Genomic DNA, 23,901 nt, shown 5'->3' with positions numbered 1-23,901 from the left:
AATAGCCAGGCAAGAGTATATTATTATACTTCGTGTCTGGCTATTATCTAATGCTGTTATAACAATGTACTTCATATAAGATGAACTATAAGAGTAATAAATATATACTTCCTATTACTTGACAGCAACTTTCTTGAAAACACTCCAACTACCATTTATATTCGTTGTACCGGCTTTCGTATATGCACGAACACGCACATAATAAGTCTTTCCGCCCTTTAACTTGCTGATGGTCTTGGTAATCGTTGTGTTTTTGCTAATTGTTACCGTCTTGGCATTAATGAAATTACTGCTTGTAGAATACTGTACCACATACCCCGAAGCCTTCGTGTCCTTAGCCCAGGTTACCGTAAGTTTGCTTTCTTTACCAGCTTTCAAGCTGGTTATTACTGCTTTCTTCGGAATCACAGTAATCGTAATTTTCTTTGATGAAGCCTTATAATTATCATTTCCTGCTGCTGTAATCGTAATTGTTGCCTTACCGGTTCCCTTAATGGTAACCTTACCGCTTTTAGAATCTACTGTTACAACTTGAGTATTAGAAGACTTATAAGTAATTGCTCCTTTTGCCTTAGCTGCTAAAGCAAATGCGCCACTGCCATAAACCTTAGTCAAATTCCTTACACCTGTAATTTTATTTGCTGCCTTGATCACCTCTACGGTTACAGTATTGGATGTAACCGTTGCATATTTCACACCGGCTGCTTCCTTATTCGTGTTTGTAACCACACAATAATAATCCGTTTTTCCGACTTTAGCAGTAGAAGGTGTATAGCTTGCACCAGTCGCTCCGCTGATAGCAGATGCACTTGATGTGGAATCAGCCTCCTTCATATACCATTGATAGCTTAATACCCCGTCACCCGTTGCACTTACTATCAGACTGGCTGCAGTTTCCCTATAGGCATATTTTCCACCAACAGGTTGCGTTACTATCACAGGTTTTGCTGGATTAATACCCCCGTTATCGTTTCCTCCATTACTTCCGCCGTTTCCCGGAACCGAAGCATCTTTCACTGTTCCGGTAAGCACAATGTTGTTGTAACCCTCCAGTGCCAGCTCAATCTTATATGCCCCTGTTCCAATGCTGGAAGCAGGAATAACGATTGTATCATTTTTAACGGATCCATCTGCTAAAGCAGCACCGTTTACCATTACAAGGGCTTTACGGTCCGGTTTCTCCACATAACTGATGAATTTTGTTTTGTACTCTCCATCCTTTAATTCTATTACATAATCGCTGCCCTTAACCGCAGGTGTTTTATTTATGATAGTATCCGCCGGTGCATCCTTTGCTCCTTCCAGAACCTCAGCCGTCATCGTTACATTCTTCACCTTAAAAATTCCTGGTACCACATCAGGACCGGATAGTAAGAATTTCAGGAAGATAGGATTACTGCCATTGGTGAGCGTTGAATTAAGAGTAAACTTGAACTCCTGCCACTCTTCTGCCTTCAGATTCAACTTTTCTTCCATGGTTACCGCCCAGCTGTTATCCTCCTGGATGTTTACCATAACAGAATTATCCTGCTGTGCTTTTGCCTGAAAACTAAGGTGATAGGTGATTCCCTTCTTAACAGTGACCGGAATATACAGCATACTCATATAAGTTAACTGATTGGTTACTGTCTGACTGGTAATCTCCCCCTCCTGATTGGTTGCAGGGGATACCGTGCCATTATTCAGATTATTTATCCACCCCGTTGAATCCGTCTTAATGGGTTCTATTACAACATCACTGTAATCAATGGTTACATTATTATTGGTGGTACGCAGCAAACGGATATTGTCCACTGAAACAGTACTTCCCTTTTCAAATATCAGTGCAAATACAGCCTCTCGATCTGTCACTCCCTTAGACATTGCAAAGTTTACCGTATAATTTTCCCTTGTACCGGTTCCAGGGACCTCAAAGGTCTCCTTCATATAAATCCTGGAACCGTCTTTACTGGTAAGCACAGCGGAAACCCTGGCTGCTGTTTGGGATGACAGATCCAGCCCCAGCTGATAGATATCTGATTGCTGCAGCCATATTCCATTCTGATAAATCCTTGCATTATTATCATTGGCTGTTACAAATGCCCTGTAGCTGAAATCTCCTTTATCTCCAGTAACTATGTCATAGTCTGGATTAATTACCCTTGGTACATTCATTACTGCATTCTCAGTATGCCAGAAAGCAACCTTACCGGTTCCCTGATCGAAAGAACCATTATAAATGTGGTTTCCGCCATTCTGATCCGGGTTCTTAAAGATATCTGTCGTATCCGTCTCTTCCGGTTCTACCTGTTTTACGGCAACATTTCCAATCCAGACATCCCCTGTCCCAAGACCCAGATCGAATTCCAGACGAGCAGTGGGATCTGAATCCTTATCCATGGTAAAGCGGTGTGTATAATGGGTCATAGCAGTTGTCAGGTTCACTTTCCTGGATAATCCGTAACCTGCCCAGCCGTTATCTGAATCCCCGCAGGGTTTGAGTACAAATTCCCTGCCGGCAGAAGCTTTTGCATCAAAGCTGATTTCATAAGTATATCCATTAGCAAAAGGCAGGTGCTTTATCAGCTGAATGGCATAATTCTGGTCTCCGCCTTTCGTAATACCTGCCTTTGCATAGGTGATACCATCAAGGGTTTCCTTGGTGACAGCTGCTTCCCCTCCAAATTCACCTACAAAGAACTGCCAGTCAGGCTCTTCCGGCTTAACTTCGGCAGCAGTCTTTAAGGTATTAAATGCAGTATCCCCGATATAATCCCCGTTAACGCCAATGGGTTGATAGGCAGGACTTTCAAAACTTGTAGTATCCCTGTTTGCTACGGGAGTTGTCAGATTATCCTCAAGGTTTTGATAATAGGCATCTGATTTCTTATAAACACGGACATAATCCACCTCCATGTCTGCCGGGAATGCGGCATTTTCAAGATTAGCTGCACTATCAAAGGTTCCGCCTACAGCAAGGTTGAAAATAATATAGAATGGAACATCAAAGGGTGCTCCGTAAGTAAAATTTTCAGCATTTCCGGAATTCTTGCTCCAGAAATTTTCGGTGGAGAAATAAGGTACATCATCCACCAGCCAAGTAATCTTACCCGGTTCCCACTCTACGCTATACAAGTGGTATGCACTGATATCCGTAGAGGAATCAAAAGTATAATCTTTACCATAATAAGTATTGTCAGGCCATTGCGAACCATAATGAATCGCTCCTCCAACCTTATCCGGTATTCGGCCTCTTGCCTCCATGATGTCCAATTCACCGGAAGCTGCCCAGGTTCCATATATATTTGCATCAACAGGTAACATCCAAAAGGCCGGCCAGAGTCCTTCCTCCGCAGGCAGCTTCATTCTGGCTTCGATACGTCCGTATTTGGCTGCATAAAGAGTATCACCTTCATCTGTCTTGGTGCGTATACGGGTAGAAGTGTAGGACATCCCCTCCTTTGACTCCTGTTTTGCAGTGATTACCAGCTTGCCGTCCTTTACCACATGGTTTGAATCGGTATAATATTCTTTCTCTTCATTTCCCCAATATTCAGGTCCTCCATTGGGGTCTTTTGTTCCCAGCTGGAAGGACCATTTGCCAGTATCCAGCTCTGCACCGTCAAATTCATCTGCCCAGGCCAGATTATAGCCTGCAGCAGCAAGATCGGTACGATTGTCATAGGTATAATCCACTGCTGTAAAGCTGATAAATGTATAATTTACCGGAGCTGTTGTTAGACCGTCTTTCTCAAAGTAATAGCGGATAATCTGACCGTCTGTCAAAGCAGCCGGTTCCGATACTTCCCAGATTCCATTTGGCTTCTTTGTCATTACACACTCTTTGAAAGCTGCATCTCCCATCGTTAGTCCATTGGCTTCTGCTTCAGAATTACAAATAGCATAAAATACCTTTGCTGTTGCAGCAGCTGCATTCTTTGCCAGCTGAAACTTAACACTTGTTCCTTTTTTGTTTACGGTAATGTCGGCTGCTGTTTCTGCTCCATCAATTGCCTCTACTCTTACGTTCTCGATGGTAACCGTACCATTTAAATCGTTTGCCTCACTCCCCGTCCTGCCAAGGGCAAAGAATAAGGTCTGTTTATCAGCTGAAGGTGTTCCAGATGCAGCCTCTTTGCTATAATGATAGGTTACACCTGCTGCCAGATTGATTGGTTCTGCAATCAGTCCGGTATCATCCAGTTTAAGGAAAATCTCTTTATCAATGGTTGAGGTAATATCAAATTCCACCAGATACTCTGTGCTGCTTTTCAGTCCAAGTTCCTTTACCATGTACTGAATTCCCCATTCATTGCTGCCTCCGTGCCCAAAGTTGTTAACAGTGACCGTTGCTTTTGTTCCGCTTTCGTTTACTGAAGCACTTGAACCTGACCAGGAATCACCCTGATACAACTCTGTAGCTTTCTGCTCCAAATTTATGTAATTTACTTCCGCGACCTCTTTAACCCTTACGTTCTCGATGGTGACCGTACCGTTTTGGTCGCTTGCTTCGCTTCCCTTTCTTCCGAAGGCAAAGTATAAGAACTGTTTATCTGCAGAAGGATTTCCTGCTGCCGTTTCTTTGCTGTAATGATAGGCTGCACCTGCTGCCAGATTGATTGGCTCTGCAAGCAAGCCACTATCATCCAGTTTGATGAAGACCTCTTTGTCTATGGTTGAGGTGATATCAAATTCTACCTGGTATTTTGTGCCGCTTTTCAGTCCAAGGTCTTTCACCATGTACTGAATTCCCCATTCATTGCTGCCTCCGTGCCCAAAATTGTTAACGGTAACCGTTGCTTTTGTTCCGCTTTCGTTTACTGAAGCACTTGAACCTGACCAGGAATCTCCTTGATACAGTTCTGTCAGTGTCTGCTCTAAATCAATGTAATCCCCTGTTGTAACCGCTGCTTCAGCACTCTGTACAGAGCTTCCTGTAAATCCCGGTATTGGTTGTAACAACATAGCCATTACAAGCAATACCACTGCCGCTCTTTTGAAATACAGAGTCATCTGCCTTTCCCTTTTTGCCTTTCCCATAAATACCTCCTTCAAATTTTGCAAAAGATCTGCTTCTTCGGCATGCCCAATACTAATTGCACCGTTTTAACACGTTCCGCCTGATGCCAGGGTGTGTCTGAATATTCATTGTACCATTCTGAATGCCCCACTTTGCGGTACTTTGCGGTACTTTGCGGTACTTTGCGTTGTAATTTTGGAGACGCAGCACCTCTATGTCCCCCAAATTGCGCCTTGTCTTCCACAAAGTGGAATCTCCTGTCCGGCACAAGCTGTTTTCAGACACTCTTCTTAGTAGTTCAAAGAGCAAATCTATTATAAATTGTAAAGGATTCACTATATTTGAAAAGGGTGGTAATTTTTAAAAAGGCATCCTTTTTTTAGTATCCCCTATTACTAAGACCTTAAAGTAACTGTCCTGTGTCAGAAGCACTCAAGGGGCCTTTTCTAATCCCGGCTTTTTTATTTTGTTGATGTTACTTTTTAATTGGTTACTCTCCTGAGCCTGTATGAATTTATTGCAACATCAATACACCGGTATGTTACATAAAGACTTGTGGCACTTTGTGTTGCCTGCACCCTAAGCTCTGCCTCCCTCGGGGGTGCGCGGCAGAGCTACAGCGGATGGCAGAGAGAATCACAATAAAATAAGGCAGTGTAATTAAACACTGCCCCATACTTATTCATTTGTCCCATTCTTCCGCCTTATTCATCTGTCCTATGCATCTAACCTATTCATTTGACCTGTTGAATGAAAATCGGCAAGTTAATTATTAGCCTTCTCAGATAAGCCCATCCTTTCTGGCCTTATCTACCGCCAGCATCCGGGAGGAAACCCCTAATTTGCCATAGATGCTGAGTACATGGGTCTTTACCGTAGCCTGAGAAATACAGAGTTTTTCCGCAATTTCGCGATTGGTAATGCCCTGGGCCAGCTCCTTTAACACCTCATATTCACGGGCAGACAGCAATTCTGATTTACTTGTCTTTGAGTCCTGGTCCTCACAAATCTCAATGGTATGTCGAAGAAACTCCATTTCCTGAGGACTCATCAGATTTTTTTTCCCAGCCTGGGCAGATAGTTCCCTAAGAACCGGTAAAAGTGTTTTCCGGTCGAGGTAAAAAGGCATCAGAATGCGGTCCTCCCGGGCATAATGCAAGGCCTCCAGCAGTAAATTATTTATTTCACGCTGACTTCCAGTTTTATTCTCTCCCTGTAACAGCATATATATTTTTACAATACCGGCTTCTACAAGCCGTAGCTTATTATGCTGCAGCCGGGAAAAGGTCAGCACATCATCTGTTTCTTTAAATGCTTCTTCTATTTCCCCTCGCTTAAAAAGCAGACGGGCACGCAGTATTCTCATAAAAGGCTGTATTCTGTAATTCTCTGCTGTTTCAAGCTCTTTCAGAAAATTATTACCAAGGCTGTCTGAAAGCATTTCCGTACATTCTAGTTCATAAATCAAACGCGCCAGAGTAAGTATGCTGTAATTTGGGTATTCGGCAATCATATCCTCAACATAGGAAGCTGCCATATCATTCTCACCGCACAGAAAACTCATTTCAGCCAGATGATAGATTAAAGTCATATCCGTAATATCAATACGAATATGCTGCTTCTCCAACAGGTTTCTGGCTTGTTCCAGTATTACCTTTGCCTCATCAAGCTCCATTCTTCGTAAATAAACTCCTGCCAAACCAAAATGATAATTGGTTTCTACACACATTAACATCTCAAGTGATTTTAATTTTTCTTTTGATTTGGCATAACAGAGAAGACTGTCATTTAAACGGCCCACCTCTTCATAGACCTGCCCTAATTGATTGTAGGCAAAAAAGCTTATAAATGCATTGGAATCGGAGGCTGTTTGAATTCCTTTTAAGATACACTTTTCTGCTTCGTCATATTTCATAACTTCTACAAGTGCTGCAGCATTTTCAATCAGTAACATGGCTTTAGCCACAGGTCCGAAAGGAATATGCTCAATCTGTTCGGCAGTCAGTGCCGTATATTGAGGCAAGACCCCTCCTCCCTGTTTAAAATATACCTCCGCAAAACTTACAATATTAAATATATCGGAATCACCGTACAGCTCTCTGTATTTATCGTATATCAAACGGCAGCGTTCAAGGTTTAAGTTACCAATATTATAGATAAAACACTGAGCAGTAAGATCTGCATCCTTTGCTAAAAGTTCCAAGGGCACTTGATTAAGATAGTTCCAGGCTTCAAGCTTCCCCTCCATCAATCTTGCCACACCCAGGGCTTCATCATAATTACCTGCCTCACAATATTCCCGCAATGCCTCCTCATAGTCCCCTTTTTCCTCAAAGGCCCGGGCAGTTGTTTGGTAGAGCTCGGCTTTCTGGGTTTCCGGAAGGCTAAGGAACTGCTGTGTCAGGTACTCGGAAAGAATATTGTGATAACGGTATACTCCCCTCTCATCATCCAGACAGATAACAAATAGATTCTTTTCTATCAAGCCCTCCATCATCTGTTTAAACTCCGGCTCAGTAAAGTTTTGGAACAGCTTTTTGCATATATCCGCATCAAAGTAAGAAAGATATCCTGTTTTTGTAAGAAAGTCTCTTTCCTTTTCTGTTAATGCAGCAATTATCTCACGAGTCAGATATTCCGATGCGATTCCTCCGCCTGCCCGCAATAGCTGGCCGGAATATTTTCCGGCAGCTTTCGCAGCTGCCGCCAGCTGAAGTCCGCCAATCCACCCTTCCGCATAGCTGTTCAACTGGTTCAGTTCTTCTTCACTGTCTTCCAGCTTCATGGTATTTTTTAAGAATGCAAGGCCTTCCTCCATTGATAACTGCATCTGTTTGCTGTCAATAAACAGCAGCCGGCCCGATACCGCCAGGGGTCCCAAATATACCGGCGGATCCTCCCGTGATAACAGAAAGAAATGAAAATTGGCAGGCATAGCTCCTATAAAAAATTCAAAGGTTTTGATGAGTGCAGCATCACGGATGCAATGGATATCATCAAGCACCATATAATAATCTTCTTCTCCCCATAACCTGTTGATCAGTGTAATGAGTATATTTTCCATATGAGAAGCCTCCGAATTCATTCGCATTAATTGCAGGAGACTTCCATCCTCCTCTAAAAAGGAACTGACTGCGGCAGTAAAATAGAGCCAGAAGGAATAAACATTGGTATTCGCAGCATCCAAGGACATCCAGCATACCTTTTTCAGTCTTTTCTCCTGGATAAAGGACGACAAAAGAGTAGTTTTGCCAGTTCCGGCGCCGCCGCTTATAAACGTTATATTCATGTCAGCATATAACGAAAGCTTTTCAAACAAAGCCTTTCGCACAATATAGTTTTTACGCGGTGCGGGTATTTTTAGTTTTGTAGTCAGCAGTAATACCTCTGATGAATGTTCCATAATTTCCTCTCTATATTCCGAGTTTAAATGCTAACATTCCCTACCAGAATGCTAACTACAGTGTGAAAATATTATTACTGACATTTCACCTGTCTAGCTTTTATTCCTTTATTGTATTCCAGTCCAATGGCTTTGGCAAGCCCATTAACCCAGCCAAGTCTGTGTTCCTGCTATTTCACATATTTAAATCTTAAAACCACGCCGGAAAAAATCATTAATACAACAGAAAAAGAAATTACATAAACAAGGCTTGCACTATGCTGCCAAGGAGTTCCCTGTTCCAGATAATGAACAAAATTCATTAGCTGTTTCTGGGGCAGCAGCTTAATAATCCGGTCCAGTATTGAATTATTCTTGCTGAACACATAAAAACTGCCTGCAAGCACCGAAGTCAGTACTACAATTGAATTTCCCAGCATATTGGCATTATCAGGCTTCTTGATCAGCGTATTTAAGAACATTGCAAAGGAAATGCTCAACAAACTGAGAACTGCCAACAGACCTGCATATTCTAACAATGTAAATCCGATTTTAAATCCACTTACTTTCAGTAAAACAAGAAGTGTAAATTCCGGCAGTACCATCGACAGGCAATAGACGCAATGGGCTAAAAGATAACCGGGAAAGGAAACCGGTGCTGCTGCTATTCTCTTTAACTGCCCCTGTTCTTTATCCTCTGCAAAAGCAAAGAGATTAATGAAGGCCAGCATTAACAGAAACATCATCATAAAACCTATGATATTGGTTCCCACCCCCCGGTCTGTTTTACCGGTATCTACAGGAGCTTTGGGGTTATTAAGAAACATCTGCACCATTTGCTGATACTCCTTGTTACGAAGTGTTTCAATCTGGTAATCTCCCTTTTCATCAATGGTCACATAGGCATCATATTTTTGCTTTACAAGCGCAGAAAGAGGCGGTTTCTCCTTTGATACAACAATACTCAGACTATCCGTACTCTTTGGTAAAGTCTCATAGGGATTCTCTGTAATCAGTACGATATGGCCTTTTACCTGCCGTACCTCTGTCATATGTACAGCAAGTAACATGGAGCTAAGCGTAAAGATTGTATACAACATCAGTGGAAAAAGACGCGGAAGGGTTCGCAGGTAATTATTTTTGATAGTAGACAAAAAAGTCCTCATATATAGTCCTCCGTTCTGAAAAATAAGCGGCAGCCGAGTATCAGCAGCAGGGAAAGCAGGGATGCACCAAGAAACACCGGCCAGAAGAACTTTAAGCTGTTATCACAGGAAATTGAAAAGAAAGCTTCATTCAACCATTTTACCGGAGACAGTTTTGAAATAAAGGCAAGTGTACTTCCCATTCCGTCAAGGGAAAAGAAAGAACCTCCCAAAAAGCAAAGCAAACTGATCAATGTACTGAGTAAGGAGCTGGTGGTTTCTTCACAATGAAAGATACAGCAGAAAAAGATTCCCAATGAAACTGCCGTAAACTCCACTGGAGCCATTAATAGCAGAAAAAATACCGGATTGCTGCCCAGACTTACCTTTAAGAGAGGGCACAGTACCAGAAGCAGGAGCAAATGCAGGCTGTAATTAAACAGAAAAGAGGACAGTATTTTGGAAAAATAAATCTGGAAGCTTCCTCCCGGTGAGTAAATAATACGGAGGTTCGGACGTTTTATGTCACGCTCCATAAAGCAATTGGAGGCTGTCATAGCTCCATTGAGCATACCATAAACCAGCAGTGATACTGTGTAATACTGATAGGCATCCTTACTGTCCGCATAGATGCCTCCACACAAATATCCCATAATCATGATTAATAGTACTGAAAATACAGTATTATACCCAACCAGCACGGGATTTTTAAATAAGTTCTGCAAATCCATCTTTAAGACGGATATAAAATCACGCATTTTTGTTCTCCTTTCTCAATCCCTAAGTTTTCGGCCTGTCAGCTTTAAGAAAACCATCTCTAGACTGGCTGCTTCACTTGAAATATTACGTATTTTTTCACCTCGATCACTTAAGAGAGAGATGATCCGGTCAAGATTCTCTACTCCCTTCAGGGAAGTAATTTCAATGGTATTTCCCTCAATTTTTACGTTCTTTACACCCTCAATTGTAAAAAATTCATCATGTCCGGTTTTTCCATTTTCCTCAACTTCAATGGTATAACGTTTTTCATTTTCGATTTCTTCCTTCAGGCTTTCTTTGGTACCTTCAGCAATAACAGCACCATGATCCATTATGATGATACGTGAGGATATCGCTTCTACCTCCTCCATGTAGTGTGTGGTGTAAATGACCGTCATGCCCTGAGCCTGAAGTTCTTTAATGGAAGAAAGAATGTGATTACGGCTTTGCGGATCAATTCCGACCGTCGGTTCATCCATGATAATAAGTTCCGGATGATGTGCAATAGCACAGGCAATATTGAGACGCCTCTTCATACCTCCTGAGAAAGTTTTGACCTTATCCTTTCTGCGATCCTTAAGCCCTGCAAATTCAAGTGCTTCCTCAACTGCTTCTTTGAGCTTATTGCCATAAAGTCCGTAGAGGGATGCAAAAAAGCTTAAATTGCGTTCTGCACTTAATTCTTCGTATAAAGCGATTTCCTGGGGAACAATTCCTATGGACTGTTTGTAGCTGCGAAGCACTTTACTGATAAGAGTATCTTTAAAATATATGCTACCTTCGTCACTTCCCAAAGCCGCAGTAAGAATGTTAATGGTCGTACTTTTCCCCGCACCATTAGGGCCAAGGATACAGAGCACTTCCCCTTCGTGAACCTCAAAGTTGATTCCTTTCAGGACATTATTTTCTTTAAAGCTTTTTTTCAAATTCCTGACTGTCATTATGTTTTTCATTGATTCCTCTCCTTTATTTTTATCCTAAGGATAGGATACAGGATTTAAGGAAAAGATAAATCAACCCTTCGGTTGATTTATGTGGTTGATTTTTTCCACCTTTCTTACTTAATATATTTCATTCTTTTTTCTGTGCATACCTTCAAAATATTCAAATTTATTACTTCTTTCAAAATTACTTCAGCTGTCATTGTAAAAAATTGTATTGACAGAGATAAAGTCCGATGTTATAATTTAATCATGATTAAATCATAGTTAAATCCGGAGGTATACTATTGAAGTTATTGCCAAATGTAATATCGTTTTCCCGAATCGCATTATCCCTGCTAATGCTACTGGTAACACCAGCCTCTGCTTTGTTTTTGATTATCTATCTCCTTTGCGGATTAAGTGACATTGCTGACGGATACATTGCACGCCATTACCGTATTCAGACCAATTTCGGCGCCAAGCTGGATAGTCTGGCCGATTTTATTTTTTGGATCATAGTTTTTTATATATTGATATTTCGTACTAATTTTGTTATTGACCTGTTTATCTTAAGCATTTCCCTCATTGTAGCTGTTGTCAGGCTGATTAATTTTATTATAACCCGGAATAAGTTCAAACAATGGGCAATGATGCATACGCTTGGAAATAAGCTTACCGGTTTGGTTCTGTTTCTGGTGTTTCCCCTTTGGGTCTATTTTGGCCTGGTTCCCTATTTGCTCGCAATAATCCCCCTGCTTTCCTCCCTGGAAGAAGGAATAATCTTATTAACCACAGATTCTTATGATGTAAATAGAAAAAGTATCTATCAGTCAAAAGAGAACGCTGACATAATTCGAGACCTTAAATAAAAATACTTATAGGAAAGAAGGAACGTAAAAATGAATGAAAATGCAGGTGCAAAAGAACGGATTATGGAGGTAGTGGTAAAGCTTTTACAAGAGCAAAAGGACATAGACAAGATAACTAACAGACAAATTGCCGAAATGGCAGGTGTGAACAGCGCGCTGATCAATTATTATTATCAGTCAAAAGAAAATCTTGTTAATATCGCCGTAGGCTACTGTATGGAGGATATAGCTGAAACCATTTTAAAAAAGTCAACGGATGAAAAGCATCCTGTTTACCGGGTCAAAAATCTGGTGAAAGCCATATCTGAATTCGCTTTCAGTAACTATACCTTTGCAGAAATTGCTTTTTCCTCGGAATTAAAGCATGGGAGTATTAATACCATTCAAATTATTATTCCATTACTAAAAGAGATCTTCGGAGATAAAAAGACTGATACCGAATTAAAGTTAATGGCTTTTCAACTAATCATCCCCATGCAGGTCATGTTCTTAAATGCCACCGAATACGCCAATTATTTATATTATGATATTTGGGATACCAATTCCAGAAATGAATTACTGGATAAGTTAGTGAATAACATCTTTGATAATTCTTACGAAGATTTGGTGTTAAATTAAAATTTGGCGTTAAAGTAAAATTTAGTATAAAGAAAGATTCGGCGTTAATGAATGATTTGGCATTAAAGAAAGATTTGGTATTAAAGAAAGATTTGGCATTAAAGTAAGATTTGGCATAAAAATTGAATTTAAAGATTTTTTTATGCTATCAGGATAATGAAACCATGTTTGTTACCGTAGAGAAGCACATGCACTCTATAAGCACCTCAAAAACGAGCATTATAATGCTCATTCCAAGCTTTTTCATCAAAGTTTGTGCCGCCCTGAGCGGAGAATTGGAGGAAATAATGAGAATTGAAGTGAGGTATTTTACAAAAACAGGTCATACGAAGAAACTTGCTGAAGGTATTGCAAAAGAATTAGGAGTTGTTGCAAAATCAATTCCGGAACCTGTGGACGGGAATGTTGATGTCTTATTTTTGGGAGAGGGGCTATACAGCTTTGATATAGACCCGGAAATGAAAGCCTTTATTAAGACATTAAATTCCTCAACGATCAAAGAAGTCGTTGTCTTTAGTTCCGGATCATTTGGAAACGCTTATGCTCCCATGAAGAGAGAACTGTCTGCACAAGGACTAAAGGTGTCCTCCCAGGAATTTCACTGTAAAGGCACCTTGGGATTTATGCACAAGAACCGCCCAAATGATAAGGATGTTAACAATGCAGCGGTATTTGCCAAAACAATTGCCGGAAAATTAGGAGCTTAATTTTATGGGTGATGTGAAAAAGAAAAGACTTAGGAAAGCTGCCCTTGTAATAGTCGTAACTATCGTAATTATTGGCTTGGGAAGTTTTGCAGGCATACAGTATGTTACAAGTGCAGGTAATGTAAAACATAAAAGTAACGAAACCATACTGTCCTCCCAGGGGAGCAGCCTGTCCGCATTTGTTATCTACCAGCCAGGCCGGTCAGAGTTCGCCAAAGACATTGCTAATAATCTTGCAAAAGGTTTGAATGATTCCGGCTACGAAGTAACCATTAATTATCCCGGGGAATTTTTGCCCTCTGATTTGGGTGATTATGATATCGTCGCATTGGGAACCACTGTTTACAACGGTAACTTTTCACCGGTACTTGGCGACTATATATCGGGTATTAAAAATATTGACAATAGCAAGGTTTTGATTTATTCTACAGGCATGATGACTGATAATACTTCAGAACTGGACGGATTAAGCAAACTTCTGTACAGAAAAGCAGATTATCTGGAAAAATTTTATTCCAATGAACAAGAGACTGAAGTTAAAAGGGCCTATGAGTTCGGTGCTTCCATAGGTGAACCCTGATGAAGGGCCTTCTTACTAAATATAGCGCCAATGCCCTTACGGTTGTAAGAGTGATATTTACCCCCATAATACTATTTGTTACAAATAGCATGTTGGCTGGAAGTCACACCCAGAACCTTTTTATTCTTTTTGCTTTACTATACGCTATTATTTGCTCCAGTGATTACTTTGATGGAAAAATAGCCCGTAAGTATGGTATTGAGTCCAGATTTGGTGCTATTTTTGATTTAATTGCTGATTTTACTTTTGTAGTGTTCATGCACATCATCATGATACTATATGGGATAATTCCGGCCTGGTTTATGTTTGTGATTATAGATAGGTTTTTTAATTTTATTATTACCTCCAGGATTGAGAATGATTGCACAGGCCAGGGCTTTAAACCCAAGTTTGATAAGCTGGGGAAATACATCTCAGCAGTTATGTATATTTTACCGTTTATCGTGGCAGCCGATTACTGCTTTTTCAGTCAGCGATTATTTCTTACCAGCACGTTGGTATATGGCATTACAGGGATATCTGTTATAACTTCATATTCCAGAATAAAAAATATTAGATCAGCAAATGCCCCAAAGGCTCACGATATAAAATAGAAAATGAACCAGCAATAAGACAGCTGCAGGAATGCCGGGTATGTAATTCTCAAGGGAGAGAATCAATAGAAAGGAAAAATATATTAAGCCGATGAACCACTATTCACTGTTAACTAATTATATTACCCTTTTTTTAAGCCTCTTTGTATCGTTACTTATATACATAAAGTACATAGGGAAGCTTGAATTAAATAGTATTCTCCCCTTTGAAGCAGCTGCTTATGTTATACTTATCTTATTAGGTACAATCCCTCTGCTATTTCATACGAATCAGTCACGAATCTTAAAAATAATTTTTCTTATAATTATTGTTATAACCACTATTCGTAATCATACAACCTCCCCACTGATAAATGGACTGGGCATTATATATACTATTTCCCTTCCTCTTGACTGGTTTTATTCTTATTTAGGCTGGTTATATATTCCTTTGTTCAGTATTACAGTAATGGTATACGTATTTGTGTCCATATTGCTGATAGATAATAATAAGAATATATCTCCCCTGGTTAAATTCTTATTTCTATCCGCTTTTATCATAGAAATTATAATCCTTATGAATATAAAATTATCAACAACAGGAATGTATAGACCCAAAGAAGGCTTTATTGGGGAGATCTTTGTATTGTTTAATATTATGGAAGCTCTTTTATATGAAGCGTACCTAAATTTAAGAAAAAAAGATGATCTTATTATTTTTCTTAATCAAAAAAAACTGGTATTAGCTAAAATTTACACCACCAAAGAAGAGGAATTAAACAGCCAGACCATCTACAGCTATATCACACAGCATATGACAGAAAATGAAGACGCCGCTCATATACTTAATTATATTCAGCTAATCGATATCTCGTGGAAAGTCTTTATCAATTATGCAAATAAAACCAGCCGGAAACATAATATTAATCTATCCTTTGAAATTGGGGAGAAGGATTACCATATACTTAACCAGATGGTCCTGACTTCTTTATTATATACGGTAGAATATCTGAACAGGGAAGCTCAGAATCAATATTCAAATTACGGAAATATTGAATTAGACGAATGCGAAGGAATTATAGAAATTAATGGGTTTGTAAACTGTGATAATAATCCGGCTTATAATTCTATGGAAAGTGAAGTCGATGATTATATGAATAAATATGCTCAGATTGTCGGTGCCGGTCTGAAGAAATACACAGACAATGGAAAAGCCTTTATCCGTTTTACCATTCCAATAAGCGGTCTGAATAAATTAGACCGGAATATACTAAAGGATAACTCCTTAAGTCTGTTTAACTAAACAAAAATCAAATAATTGATCACCTGTAACAGATCTTTTAGGACTCAGTACTTCATATGTAAATATTGACCTGCTGTACTTGATTTTATTTTTAAATGTTTTGAAGAAAATAAGCAAATGGGACTTGAAAAGCAGTCTCATACAGCCAGACGAATCTATCACAGATTGGTTAGTGAAAAAAATTTCAAAGGCGCTGAATCAACCGTTCGTGCTGCTGTTAAGGAAATCAAAGGCAGTCTTCCTAAGTCTTTTATTCCACTTGAATTCGATCTAGGTGAAACAATGCAGATAGATTGAGGCAAACCAACTATCTATCTAAAGGAAGTCAAAACAAAGGTTAATCTATTCTGGAGACCGTTTCATAGTTCGTGTAAACTCGAAAAACTGTTATAAAATTTCAAGTGTAATTTATGGGCAAGGCCATTTTTCATTGGTCCTTGCCCATGCTTTTATTATTAATCTGTTTTTGGGGTTGTCAAGTAAAACTCTTTGTCACTCATTGTGTTGGTGCGGCATTGCTGTATGAGCTCCATCCATTCCCTATTTGTACGTCTTGGCTGCCTCAGTTCTTTTGAACAATTCTTGTCCTACTCTTATAAGTTTATTAGTGTGAATTAGGACAGTGACCAAAACATATATGAACTAAACAAGTCCTTAGTCCCAGAACTGGAGAATCTCACTCTTGTCCAAGGATTATCTCACGGATTTGGACACTTAAAAATCCGGTGGGTTATTCATCGCTTCCAATATATACTGCTATTTCATCTATTTCGTATGTTTCATCATTATACTTGTGAGAATTACCCTTTACTTTGAATAAAATAATTGTGTTTACATTTATTTTATTCCTAAGTTCTTTAATTTTATTTATTACTTCGCTCGAATTAAGATCTTTACCTTTACTACTAGGTTCTCTTCTGGTTGAGATGTTAATCTTACTAACATCATACTCTAATTGAAGGTTTCTATCTATTTGATAAACGTTTTCATACTTACTTATAACAGGTGAAATTTTCAATATATTTCTGCCGTCTTTATTATATGAATCAACCACTTTACCAATATAGTAAACTTCCGTATTTGGGAAAACGCCAGGACCATTATCAAGCCTTCTATAGTAATTAAGAATAACTGCAGAAATAACAACAATTATTATAATAAAAAAAATAACTAATGATTTAGTTTTAGTTTTCATTTTGCCCTTTCTTACTTTTTCTATTCTAATTGAAATGGAATCTAATGCCAATTTTCAAGTACTTGCTCATTAATAAAACCATACCCCGAATTCCTTTTTTTGTCAACACGTTATCTTTGTATCCATCAAATCATAGCAAGGTCATTTGGATACTCTGATACACTATCACCTCTTTCTTGTTTTAAAATATTCTAGAAACATATTTAAATCATTTGTTTTATTAATGAATGGAACAATACTTGATACCATTAGAAAATTTCAACTATTCCGCTAAAAAAGAAAAAAGCTAATTGTAATCCTTTCATATTTTTTATTTGATCAACACTAATATCTACAAATCCGTTTTTATTAATGGAGAGAAATAAAGTTCCGTCGGAAAATCTATAGGAAGTTCACAATAAAATCATATATAAAATAATTAAGGGCAAGAACGTTATAACTCAGTTCTTACCCCTTTTCTGTATTATATCCACACATATTCCCTATGAAATTCATTAATCTGGTCAAGATACAACAGCTTCTCTTTCCTGTCCAGATTCAGAAGCCCCGGAATCACTTCAAAATCAAGTTTTGCATTGCGTGTACCAAACTTCACCAGATCACTTTGCTTTAGTAAGTTATTATATAAATCCATAGACAGCTTATACCTGGAATCTAATTGCTGTTCAATTGCATATTTTCGCTGTATCCTCTGACCTTCTGCTGTGACCACACCACTATAGAATTCCGAACAGCACCCCGACCCATAGGAAAAACACCCAATCCGTTTTGGTGTATGAAAGTCGCCATAATCTATGATACCAAGGAGTGATAAAAATATGGTCGCTCCCATAACATTCCCTACCCTCTGGCAGTATTTCATTCCTGGCATTACCCTTTCTCTGAAATCCTTTTCAATCTCTGCAGGACTGGATTTTAGAAATTTACGCATCATACTGCGGTGGGCACCTTTAACCATGCCTCCAAAGGGTGTATGATAAGCAAGATATTCAAAGGTATCCTTATAGTTCACCCCTTCTACTCTTTTCTGATACTCAAGAAAGGATTGCTCGCAGCAATCCAAATAGGATAATAGCGATAAATCCGAGTTCCCAGCCTCACTGTCCGGAATGGGACGGCAGGTATCCATGACTTCAAAGCCATAATAGCCGTTAGCACCTGCATCTATCTGAAAAACATAAGGTTTTTCACTGACTAATATTGCTGCTGCCCCTGCCCCGGAACTGGGTTCTGCAAAGGACCAGTCAGCTGTTAAAGCCTCCCCTCCGTCAACTGCCATAAAGCGGGTGATGTCCGTAGCAATTACTAACGCCTTTGCACCTTTTGAGCTGCCCGATAAGATGAAATTAATAGCCATCTGAAAACCTGCTGTTCCGGAATAACAGGCATTCTTAAGCTCAAACAGGCGGCAGTTTCTGCTTAAGCCCAAATAATGATGGATATAGGTACTAATGGATTTACCAAAATCGATACCCGATTCCGTACAGGTAATAACCATTTCAATTCGATTTCTCTCGTCTTCGCTTAAGGCATCCACAATGGGTTTTGCAGCATTAACGCCATAGGTAATAGGGTCCTCATAGGGTAATACCACTGTTTTTTCTTCCATCAGCAGGTTTTCAAATCTGGTAGTGTCCAGCTTGCGATATTCGGCTAATTCCTTGACATTGAGATAAGCAAGTCCGCTATAAAAATTAATTGCTTCTATTCCGACACTTGTCATTTTAACCCCTTTCGTAAATATCAAATCTTTCGTTTGATATTTCTTTATTTCTATTTAAAAAATTTCTTTATTAACTTTCTTCTGCGTGCTCTGTCGGCTTGTATTACAGTGGTGCTGATATTCCCCCACTTATTCTAATTCTCACAGGGGAACTTCCCCTTTGTGGCAAATTGATAGATCCAGTCAAGATTTTGAGGATCCAGGAACATCTTATGATTGGCTGCGACGGCAGAGTCCTTATCCGCTGAAAGCTTGTTATACAATTGGTTCATATATCTTTTATATTCCGTAATTCCTGACTTTGGCAGCCGTTCCAGCCGTAGTAAATGCCTGCGCAGGATGGAATCACTCTTTTCTTCATAAACATCTACCAACCCCCATTCTAAAGCTTTGGAGACAGAAACCGGCTGTGTCATGATAGTAAGATAATGTGCCTTTTGAAAACCGATACGCCGTATCAAAAAAGGCAGTACACAGGCAGGAAAGAGACCGAATAGCAGCTCTGACAAACTAAATTCAGCAGTAGCATCCGCCAAAACGATATCACTGGCAGCAACAAAACCAATACCACCGGCATTAACCTTTCCTCTGACATGGGCTATGGTTATATAAGGGCCTGTTGCCAGCTTAACCCATACTTCATACAGTTTTTCTGAATTGTTCCTGCTGGTATTGCTATTACCTTCAGAAGAAATCTCCGCAAAATCCGCTCCCAAGCAAAACACCTCAGGCAGCCCCTCCAATACAATAATATTGACCCTGTCTTCACACTGTGCCAGCACCTCATATAATTCCTCCACCATCTGTGTGCTTATGGCATTTTTTGCATCTGGCCTGTATAACTGGATAAAACAGCGCTTATCATTCCATTGCACTCTGAGTGTCTGATATGTCATATACTCCTCCTGCAATGGTATTATGTAATACTTCTTCAATAGTTTCTACTGCTTTCTTTATTCCCTCCCGGTCAATTTGCCTTAATTCTCTGCCAATCCAGGCACAATTATTAATAATCTCTTTATTACTTATAGCTTCTTTAATAGCTGCGGCTAATTTTTTGCTTGTTAATTTGGAACGGCTTACTGCCTTTGGTATTAAATGCTTTTTGTATAATAATGCTCCCTGATAATAATGGTCCAGCATATGAGGGATTAATACCTGGGGTACACCGGCCCAGGCCGCTGTATATACCGTACCGGCTCCCCCATGATGGACTACGGCAGCCACTTTGGGAAACAGCTTATAATGGGGTACATATCCAATCATATAAGTGTTCTTCCTGTCAACGTTAGTACAAAGCTCTGCCCAGCCTTTTGATATAATGGCTCTTACGCCTAAGGTATTGATGGTTTCTTCTATTATCCTGCTGGTTTCCTTGGGATTTGAATCAGTCATACTGCCAAAGCCTATGTATACCGGCGGAGGACCGCTTTCCAGAAATTCAATTAATCCCGGTTCCATCTCTTCTTCTATTACTTCCGGTACATGCCACAGGCCGGTCTGGATATAATCAAACCTGTACTCCGGTACTTTATCCAGCAGCTCATTTACCGCAATAATACAGGTTTTAAAGCTGCCGATTATATGGTCATAAATATCCTTGATGGGTTTTAGTCCAAGCATATCCCTCTGTTTATTTATAATACCGACCAGGGATAAATTGATAAAGGAGTTAACAATACGCCATAACGCCTTATTTACCCATTTGGGTAAATTCTGCCAGGGAATTACTGTAGGCGGATAGTTTGAGGAGGGCATAAACTGTGTCACCAGGTTAAGGAACACAAAAGGTATCCCATATTTTTCTGCAATTGAAGGAACTGCAAAAGGTTCACCGCTTCCAACAATCAGATCCATGTCTTTTATACTGTTTTCTAATTCAAACTGTCCGCCGATAATATCATGCAGGGTTTTCTTAACTGCTTTTAACAGGCGGACAGGGTGTCCCATGTATCCGTTTAAATTGCCGATCAGACTATTAATATCACAGCCGGAGGAGCAGAAATTTAAACCATAGCCGGTAATCCAGGCCTTTTCATTTGGGGGAGCACACAGGATTACTTCGTGACCGGCATTTTGCAGCTCAATTGCCAGGGCTAGTAAGGGGCGTACTTCACCGTGTGTACCCACAACTGTGATTGCTATTTTTCCCATACAAATTTCCTTCTTTCCATCTTTTTAATTTTTATTAATCATAAGGTGAATCTGAAATCTTATTAAACCGTTCTGTAAGGCCTATCATGGAATATTCTATTCTGCTTTGTAATTATTCTTCTTTGCTATTATTCTGCTTTACATTTATTCTGCCTCTTCAAAATCCCGAACCAGAAATGGAAAATCAGTGCAATAATACAGATTGCTTAATTTTTTGTTATTCACAATTATCACATCCAGCTCCGCCTGCCTTGCTGCCAGAGAGCCACTAAGAGAGTCTTCAATAACGATGGATTCACCAGGCTGCATATTTGCCAGTTGTAAAGCCTTCAGATAGATTTCTGGTGAAGGTTTTGCTTTTTCAACGTCATCCCCGGTTATAATGTATTGAAAATCCTCATATAACCCTAATTTGTTCAGGGCTAAGGTTACTCCTGCTCTGGAAGAGGAAGTAGCTACCGACAGTATCTTTCCCTTATTTCTCAAGAGTCTGATAAACGGTATCGCCCCTTCAAAAGCCTCTAATTTCTGAGTGATTAACTTCCTGACCAGCTTTTGCTTCCTGTCTGTGAAGTCCTCTATTTCTTTTTCAGAATAGGAGATGGCCTTTGACCGGAAGAACTCCTTAAATACTTCCCTGGTCTTCCTGCCCATATAGAAATCATAATGAAAATCAGATATCCCCAGGGGGGTCAATACCTCCTCAAAAGCAGCACTGTGCAGGCGGTTTGTATCGGCTATGGTACCGTCAAAATCAAAAATAACATACTTTCTATCATCCCACTTTAATTTCATAGGTTAATTCCTTAAAAAACCGGTTGTAGTAGATATCTTTAATGGTTGCAACTGTGCTTACGGCATCGTGCTTGCCCAAATCCGTAGGGGATTCATAATTACCATAAACGATATTAATCGGTAATTTTTCCAGTTTCGGAAAATCATTCTCCACATAGCGAATTTCCTCTTTTGTATCAGATCGTGAGGTATTTACCAGAGCTACATGGATAAAATCAGAAAGAGGAAGTTTTAGTTTGGCATTTCTGGTCAGATATCGGTATGCACTGGTCAGGAATTCACTGGCAGTATAATCAGGCGTTTCATAATCCTCACCGATATTACAGATAAACACTTTCAGTGCCTTGGTATTGGAATAGATGGCTTCCGGTATTCCCATTGTCATATAGCTTGGGAAGAGGGAAGAGTGTTGGGTCCCCGGCGCATAAATAATAATGTCGGCATTGTTAATTGTCTGTATTGCTTCAGGCGTTCCATATACATAGCTCTGTATCCGGGAAAGATAATCCATCTTTTCTCTGGTTGTTGTAAATTTGCTTTCTATCAGTTCTTTATCCAGATATTCATCAATCAGGAAGATATCCTTGATTCTGTCACTGGAACGAAGTTCTACAATTTCGGCTTCATCATAGCAGATAATACCATTTTCCCTGATACCCACCAATTTTTTGTTTTCCAGATTAGTTGGTACAACATCACCACGTACATGGAGAAGCAGATTAAACAGATTGATGGTTTTATTAAAGTCTTTATCCAGGATTTCATAAGCACCTGCATATAAGCAGTTGGATAACGAACAGTCGGAGAAGTTAAATTCCCTGCCCTGTACTTTCTCATATATCTCAAGTGAGGTCAAAAACTGGCTTAACAGCTTTTTGATCAGACACTCAAGGTTACTGTCATTGATCATAATATTATCAATTCTGTTACTGTTCCCGTTAACAAATGAACTTAAGATATGAATACATTGTTCATGTTTAATATCTTCTGGAAAACGATATTTAAATATTTCAGACCAAATCTTGTAATTTTCAAAATTAGGTGACATAAGGTTCTCTTGATTCTTTCTTATATCGGAGGGACCCAGCATATTAAAAAAATCCCGGATCTCACCGGTGGATTTCCCGTCATCGTATGCATTAACAATCAGTGAAAGCCTTAAGGTTTCGTCCTTTACCAACTCCTTTACTAATGTGTTAGATCCTCTGCCTCCTGAAAATACAGCTACCTTTAACATAATAATCCTCCTTTAAATTGTGAATTGATTTGTAAAAAGTTATTAATATCATTTTGGCTATAGGTTACTTCCTCGATTATGCTTAATAAGGATTCATACTGAACCCCTTCAAAGGGATTATCCGGAGTAAGGGGTGCTGTAATCAAAAAATGGCCGCTTAGCTCCAACCCCCCCACCATGGAATCTATTGTTACAGATACTTCCTTTCTCCTGGGTACAAATAAAATTTTATCTTCCCAAAAAAGAAGCGAAAACAGAGGTGTTTCGCTTAACATTCCATTTTTTTTAATTGTTATAAGGGTTTCTGAATTGGTAAGCTCCTTCATAAGGTCGAATAACAGCTTGCACCTTTGCTCTGCCTTACCGGTAATAAGCAGGTTTCCTCCCGGATAGTCCGGGATAGTTCCGATATTATTGTCCATGAGCTCATAAGGTAATTTCTCAAGATGAAAGGGGTCAAACAGTACCTGGGTATGAAAATGATTTAAGGTAGCTGCGGTTCCAACGAGATTTAAGAAAGCCCTGAAGCCATGGCGTTCCACCAAGCTGGTTACTTCATAGATTTCCTCATAAGCTAATTCATTTTGAGGGTGATATTCTCTGGAACATAAAATACTGTGATACCTCGTTACCGGCCTGTTGTTTGCCAACAGCACCAGATTATCAAATTCATATAAACAATCCTTCCTCTTCCAGATTTCGGTACCCAATGGAAGCTCTTGATTTTCCCCCCCCTGAAACCGCTTAGCCCTTTCCGGTGCATATTCAAGGGTTAAAGGAAAGCTTTCACTGAGTAAAGTAATCTCTTTGTTCTCCTTTGGGTAATAGTGTATTAACCCCTCTTTCCATAACTTATCCCAGTTATCCTTAACCACTTCAACAGACATAACCCACCTCCTTACAGTTGTTACTATGTTGATTACCTTCCTTGTTATTTTCT

At 39.5% G+C, this 23,901-nt stretch carries 20 protein-coding genes; 7 read left to right on the top strand and 13 right to left on the bottom strand.

Features of this window, described 5'->3' with window-relative positions; translation table 11 throughout:
* Positions 1-114 precede the first annotated feature (114 nt).
* The 6 genes from BR73_RS0110530 to BR73_RS0110505 all read right to left on the bottom strand — a co-directional run bounded on the left by BR73_RS0110530 (position 115) and on the right by BR73_RS0110505 (position 11,238).
* Positions 115-5,019, bottom strand: a complete 4,905-nt coding sequence (locus BR73_RS0110530) for a family 16 glycosylhydrolase (protein WP_033165491.1) — start codon at positions 5,017-5,019, stop codon at positions 115-117.
* Positions 5,020-5,030: 11 nt separating this feature from the next.
* Entirely contained in the window at positions 5,031-5,243 is a 213-nt protein-coding gene (locus BR73_RS0110525) for a hypothetical protein (RefSeq protein ID WP_033165490.1), read from the bottom strand.
* A gap of 537 nt (positions 5,244-5,780) precedes the next feature.
* Positions 5,781-8,402, bottom strand: coding sequence for a LuxR C-terminal-related transcriptional regulator (locus BR73_RS0110520; protein ID WP_033165489.1), 2,622 nt, complete (start codon positions 8,400-8,402; stop codon positions 5,781-5,783).
* A 170-nt stretch (positions 8,403-8,572) separates the two neighbouring features.
* Positions 8,573-9,547 carry an ABC transporter permease gene (locus BR73_RS0110515; RefSeq protein WP_033165488.1) on the bottom strand — a complete coding sequence of 325 codons (975 nt, stop codon included), beginning with the start codon at positions 9,545-9,547 and terminating at the stop codon, positions 8,573-8,575.
* The gene (locus tag BR73_RS0110510) at positions 9,544-10,284 is read right to left on the bottom strand and encodes an ABC transporter permease (RefSeq protein WP_033165487.1); all 741 of its coding nucleotides are present in this window, start codon (positions 10,282-10,284) and stop codon (positions 9,544-9,546) included. Before BR73_RS0110510 ends, BR73_RS0110515 begins: the two co-directional genes overlap by 4 nt.
* A 15-nt stretch (positions 10,285-10,299) precedes the next feature.
* Positions 10,300-11,238, bottom strand: coding sequence for an ABC transporter ATP-binding protein (locus BR73_RS0110505; protein WP_033165486.1), 939 nt, complete (start codon positions 11,236-11,238; stop codon positions 10,300-10,302).
* 275 nt (positions 11,239-11,513) lie between these two features.
* Between BR73_RS0110505 and BR73_RS0110500 the strand changes: the two genes are divergently transcribed.
* The 7 genes from BR73_RS0110500 (at position 11,514) to BR73_RS0110470 (ending at position 16,154) form a co-directional block, all read left to right on the top strand.
* The gene (locus tag BR73_RS0110500; protein ID WP_033165485.1) at positions 11,514-12,077 is read left to right on the top strand and encodes a CDP-alcohol phosphatidyltransferase family protein; all 564 of its coding nucleotides are present in this window, start codon (positions 11,514-11,516) and stop codon (positions 12,075-12,077) included.
* A 30-nt stretch (positions 12,078-12,107) separates the two neighbouring features.
* Positions 12,108-12,695: a TetR/AcrR family transcriptional regulator gene (locus tag BR73_RS0110495; protein WP_051685120.1), complete on the top strand. Its 588-nt coding sequence runs from the start codon at positions 12,108-12,110 to the stop codon at positions 12,693-12,695.
* Positions 12,696-12,982: 287 nt separating this feature from the next.
* Positions 12,983-13,402 (top strand): hypothetical protein, encoded by a 420-nt coding sequence (locus BR73_RS0110490; RefSeq protein ID WP_033165484.1) that lies wholly within the window; start codon positions 12,983-12,985, stop codon positions 13,400-13,402.
* A 4-nt stretch (positions 13,403-13,406) separates the two neighbouring features.
* On the top strand, positions 13,407-13,982 hold the full coding sequence (locus tag BR73_RS0110485) for a flavodoxin domain-containing protein (protein WP_033165483.1): 576 nt from the start codon (positions 13,407-13,409) through the stop codon (positions 13,980-13,982).
* On the top strand, positions 13,982-14,575 hold the full coding sequence (locus tag BR73_RS0110480) for a CDP-alcohol phosphatidyltransferase family protein (protein ID WP_033165482.1): 594 nt from the start codon (positions 13,982-13,984) through the stop codon (positions 14,573-14,575). The genes BR73_RS0110485 and BR73_RS0110480 overlap by 1 nt, the downstream gene beginning before the upstream one ends.
* A 625-nt stretch (positions 14,576-15,200) precedes the next feature.
* Positions 15,201-15,857: a hypothetical protein gene (locus BR73_RS28730; protein WP_156034684.1), complete on the top strand. Its 657-nt coding sequence runs from the start codon at positions 15,201-15,203 to the stop codon at positions 15,855-15,857.
* A 117-nt stretch (positions 15,858-15,974) separates the two neighbouring features.
* Positions 15,975-16,154 (top strand): hypothetical protein, encoded by a 180-nt coding sequence (locus tag BR73_RS0110470; RefSeq protein ID WP_033165480.1) that lies wholly within the window; start codon positions 15,975-15,977, stop codon positions 16,152-16,154.
* Positions 16,155-16,587: 433 nt separating this feature from the next.
* On the opposite strand, the gene BR73_RS0110465 is transcribed toward BR73_RS0110470, so the two are convergent.
* The 7 genes from BR73_RS0110465 to BR73_RS0110435 form a co-directional block, all read right to left on the bottom strand.
* The gene (locus BR73_RS0110465; RefSeq protein WP_033165479.1) at positions 16,588-17,052 is read right to left on the bottom strand and encodes a hypothetical protein; all 465 of its coding nucleotides are present in this window, start codon (positions 17,050-17,052) and stop codon (positions 16,588-16,590) included.
* 463 nt (positions 17,053-17,515) lie between these two features.
* A complete protein-coding gene (locus tag BR73_RS0110460; RefSeq protein ID WP_033165478.1) occupies positions 17,516-18,775 on the bottom strand; it encodes a hydroxymethylglutaryl-CoA synthase family protein in 1,260 nt (419 codons plus the stop codon).
* A 134-nt stretch (positions 18,776-18,909) separates the two neighbouring features.
* Positions 18,910-19,671, bottom strand: coding sequence for an enoyl-CoA hydratase/isomerase (locus BR73_RS0110455; protein ID WP_033165477.1), 762 nt, complete (start codon positions 19,669-19,671; stop codon positions 18,910-18,912).
* Complete coding sequence (locus BR73_RS0110450; protein ID WP_033165476.1) at positions 19,637-20,929, bottom strand: glycosyltransferase; 1,293 nt, start codon at positions 20,927-20,929, stop codon at positions 19,637-19,639. The genes BR73_RS0110455 and BR73_RS0110450 overlap by 35 nt, the downstream gene beginning before the upstream one ends.
* 144 nt (positions 20,930-21,073) lie before the next feature.
* Positions 21,074-21,724 (bottom strand): HAD family phosphatase, encoded by a 651-nt coding sequence (locus BR73_RS0110445; RefSeq protein WP_033165475.1) that lies wholly within the window; start codon positions 21,722-21,724, stop codon positions 21,074-21,076.
* Positions 21,705-22,961 carry a 2-phospho-L-lactate transferase CofD family protein gene (locus BR73_RS0110440; RefSeq protein ID WP_033165474.1) on the bottom strand — a complete coding sequence of 419 codons (1,257 nt, stop codon included), beginning with the start codon at positions 22,959-22,961 and terminating at the stop codon, positions 21,705-21,707. Before BR73_RS0110440 ends, BR73_RS0110445 begins: the two co-directional genes overlap by 20 nt.
* Positions 22,955-23,848 carry a hypothetical protein gene (locus BR73_RS0110435; RefSeq protein WP_033165473.1) on the bottom strand — a complete coding sequence of 298 codons (894 nt, stop codon included), beginning with the start codon at positions 23,846-23,848 and terminating at the stop codon, positions 22,955-22,957. The genes BR73_RS0110440 and BR73_RS0110435 overlap by 7 nt, the downstream gene beginning before the upstream one ends.
* Between the last annotated feature and the right edge of the window lie 53 nt (positions 23,849-23,901).

Origin of the sequence: Clostridium sp. KNHs205 (assembly GCF_000702945.1) — a bacterium.
In the GTDB taxonomy this organism is placed as follows: domain Bacteria; phylum Bacillota; class Clostridia; order Lachnospirales; family Lachnospiraceae; genus Anaerocolumna.
The sequence above is the reverse complement of the archived record's forward strand: the minus strand, read 5'-3'. Positions and strand labels throughout refer to the sequence as shown.

Bases quoted from the DNA above. Each gene is read 5' to 3' on its own strand.
- BR73_RS0110530 (WP_033165491.1), bottom strand. From the start codon at position 5,019: ATGGGAAAGGCAAAAAGGGAAAGGCAGATGACTCTGTATTTCAAAAGA.
- BR73_RS0110520 (WP_033165489.1), bottom strand. From the start codon at position 8,402: ATGGAACATTCATCAGAGGTATTACTGCTGACTACAAAACTAAAAATA.
- BR73_RS0110515 (WP_033165488.1), bottom strand. From the start codon at position 9,547: ATGAGGACTTTTTTGTCTACTATCAAAAATAATTACCTGCGAACCCTT.
- BR73_RS0110510 (WP_033165487.1), bottom strand. From the start codon at position 10,284: ATGCGTGATTTTATATCCGTCTTAAAGATGGATTTGCAGAACTTATTT.
- BR73_RS0110505 (WP_033165486.1), bottom strand. From the start codon at position 11,238: ATGAAAAACATAATGACAGTCAGGAATTTGAAAAAAAGCTTTAAAGAA.
- BR73_RS0110495 (WP_051685120.1), top strand. From the start codon at position 12,108: ATGAATGAAAATGCAGGTGCAAAAGAACGGATTATGGAGGTAGTGGTA.
- BR73_RS0110490 (WP_033165484.1), top strand. From the start codon at position 12,983: ATGAGAATTGAAGTGAGGTATTTTACAAAAACAGGTCATACGAAGAAA.
- BR73_RS0110485 (WP_033165483.1), top strand. From the start codon at position 13,407: ATGGGTGATGTGAAAAAGAAAAGACTTAGGAAAGCTGCCCTTGTAATA.
- BR73_RS0110480 (WP_033165482.1), top strand. From the start codon at position 13,982: ATGAAGGGCCTTCTTACTAAATATAGCGCCAATGCCCTTACGGTTGTA.
- BR73_RS0110470 (WP_033165480.1), top strand. From the start codon at position 15,975: ATGGGACTTGAAAAGCAGTCTCATACAGCCAGACGAATCTATCACAGA.
- BR73_RS0110465 (WP_033165479.1), bottom strand. From the start codon at position 17,052: ATGAAAACTAAAACTAAATCATTAGTTATTTTTTTTATTATAATAATT.
- BR73_RS0110460 (WP_033165478.1), bottom strand. From the start codon at position 18,775: ATGACAAGTGTCGGAATAGAAGCAATTAATTTTTATAGCGGACTTGCT.
- BR73_RS0110455 (WP_033165477.1), bottom strand. From the start codon at position 19,671: ATGACATATCAGACACTCAGAGTGCAATGGAATGATAAGCGCTGTTTT.
- BR73_RS0110450 (WP_033165476.1), bottom strand. From the start codon at position 20,929: ATGGGAAAAATAGCAATCACAGTTGTGGGTACACACGGTGAAGTACGC.
- BR73_RS0110445 (WP_033165475.1), bottom strand. From the start codon at position 21,724: ATGAAATTAAAGTGGGATGATAGAAAGTATGTTATTTTTGATTTTGAC.
- BR73_RS0110440 (WP_033165474.1), bottom strand. From the start codon at position 22,961: ATGTTAAAGGTAGCTGTATTTTCAGGAGGCAGAGGATCTAACACATTA.
- BR73_RS0110435 (WP_033165473.1), bottom strand. From the start codon at position 23,848: ATGTCTGTTGAAGTGGTTAAGGATAACTGGGATAAGTTATGGAAAGAG.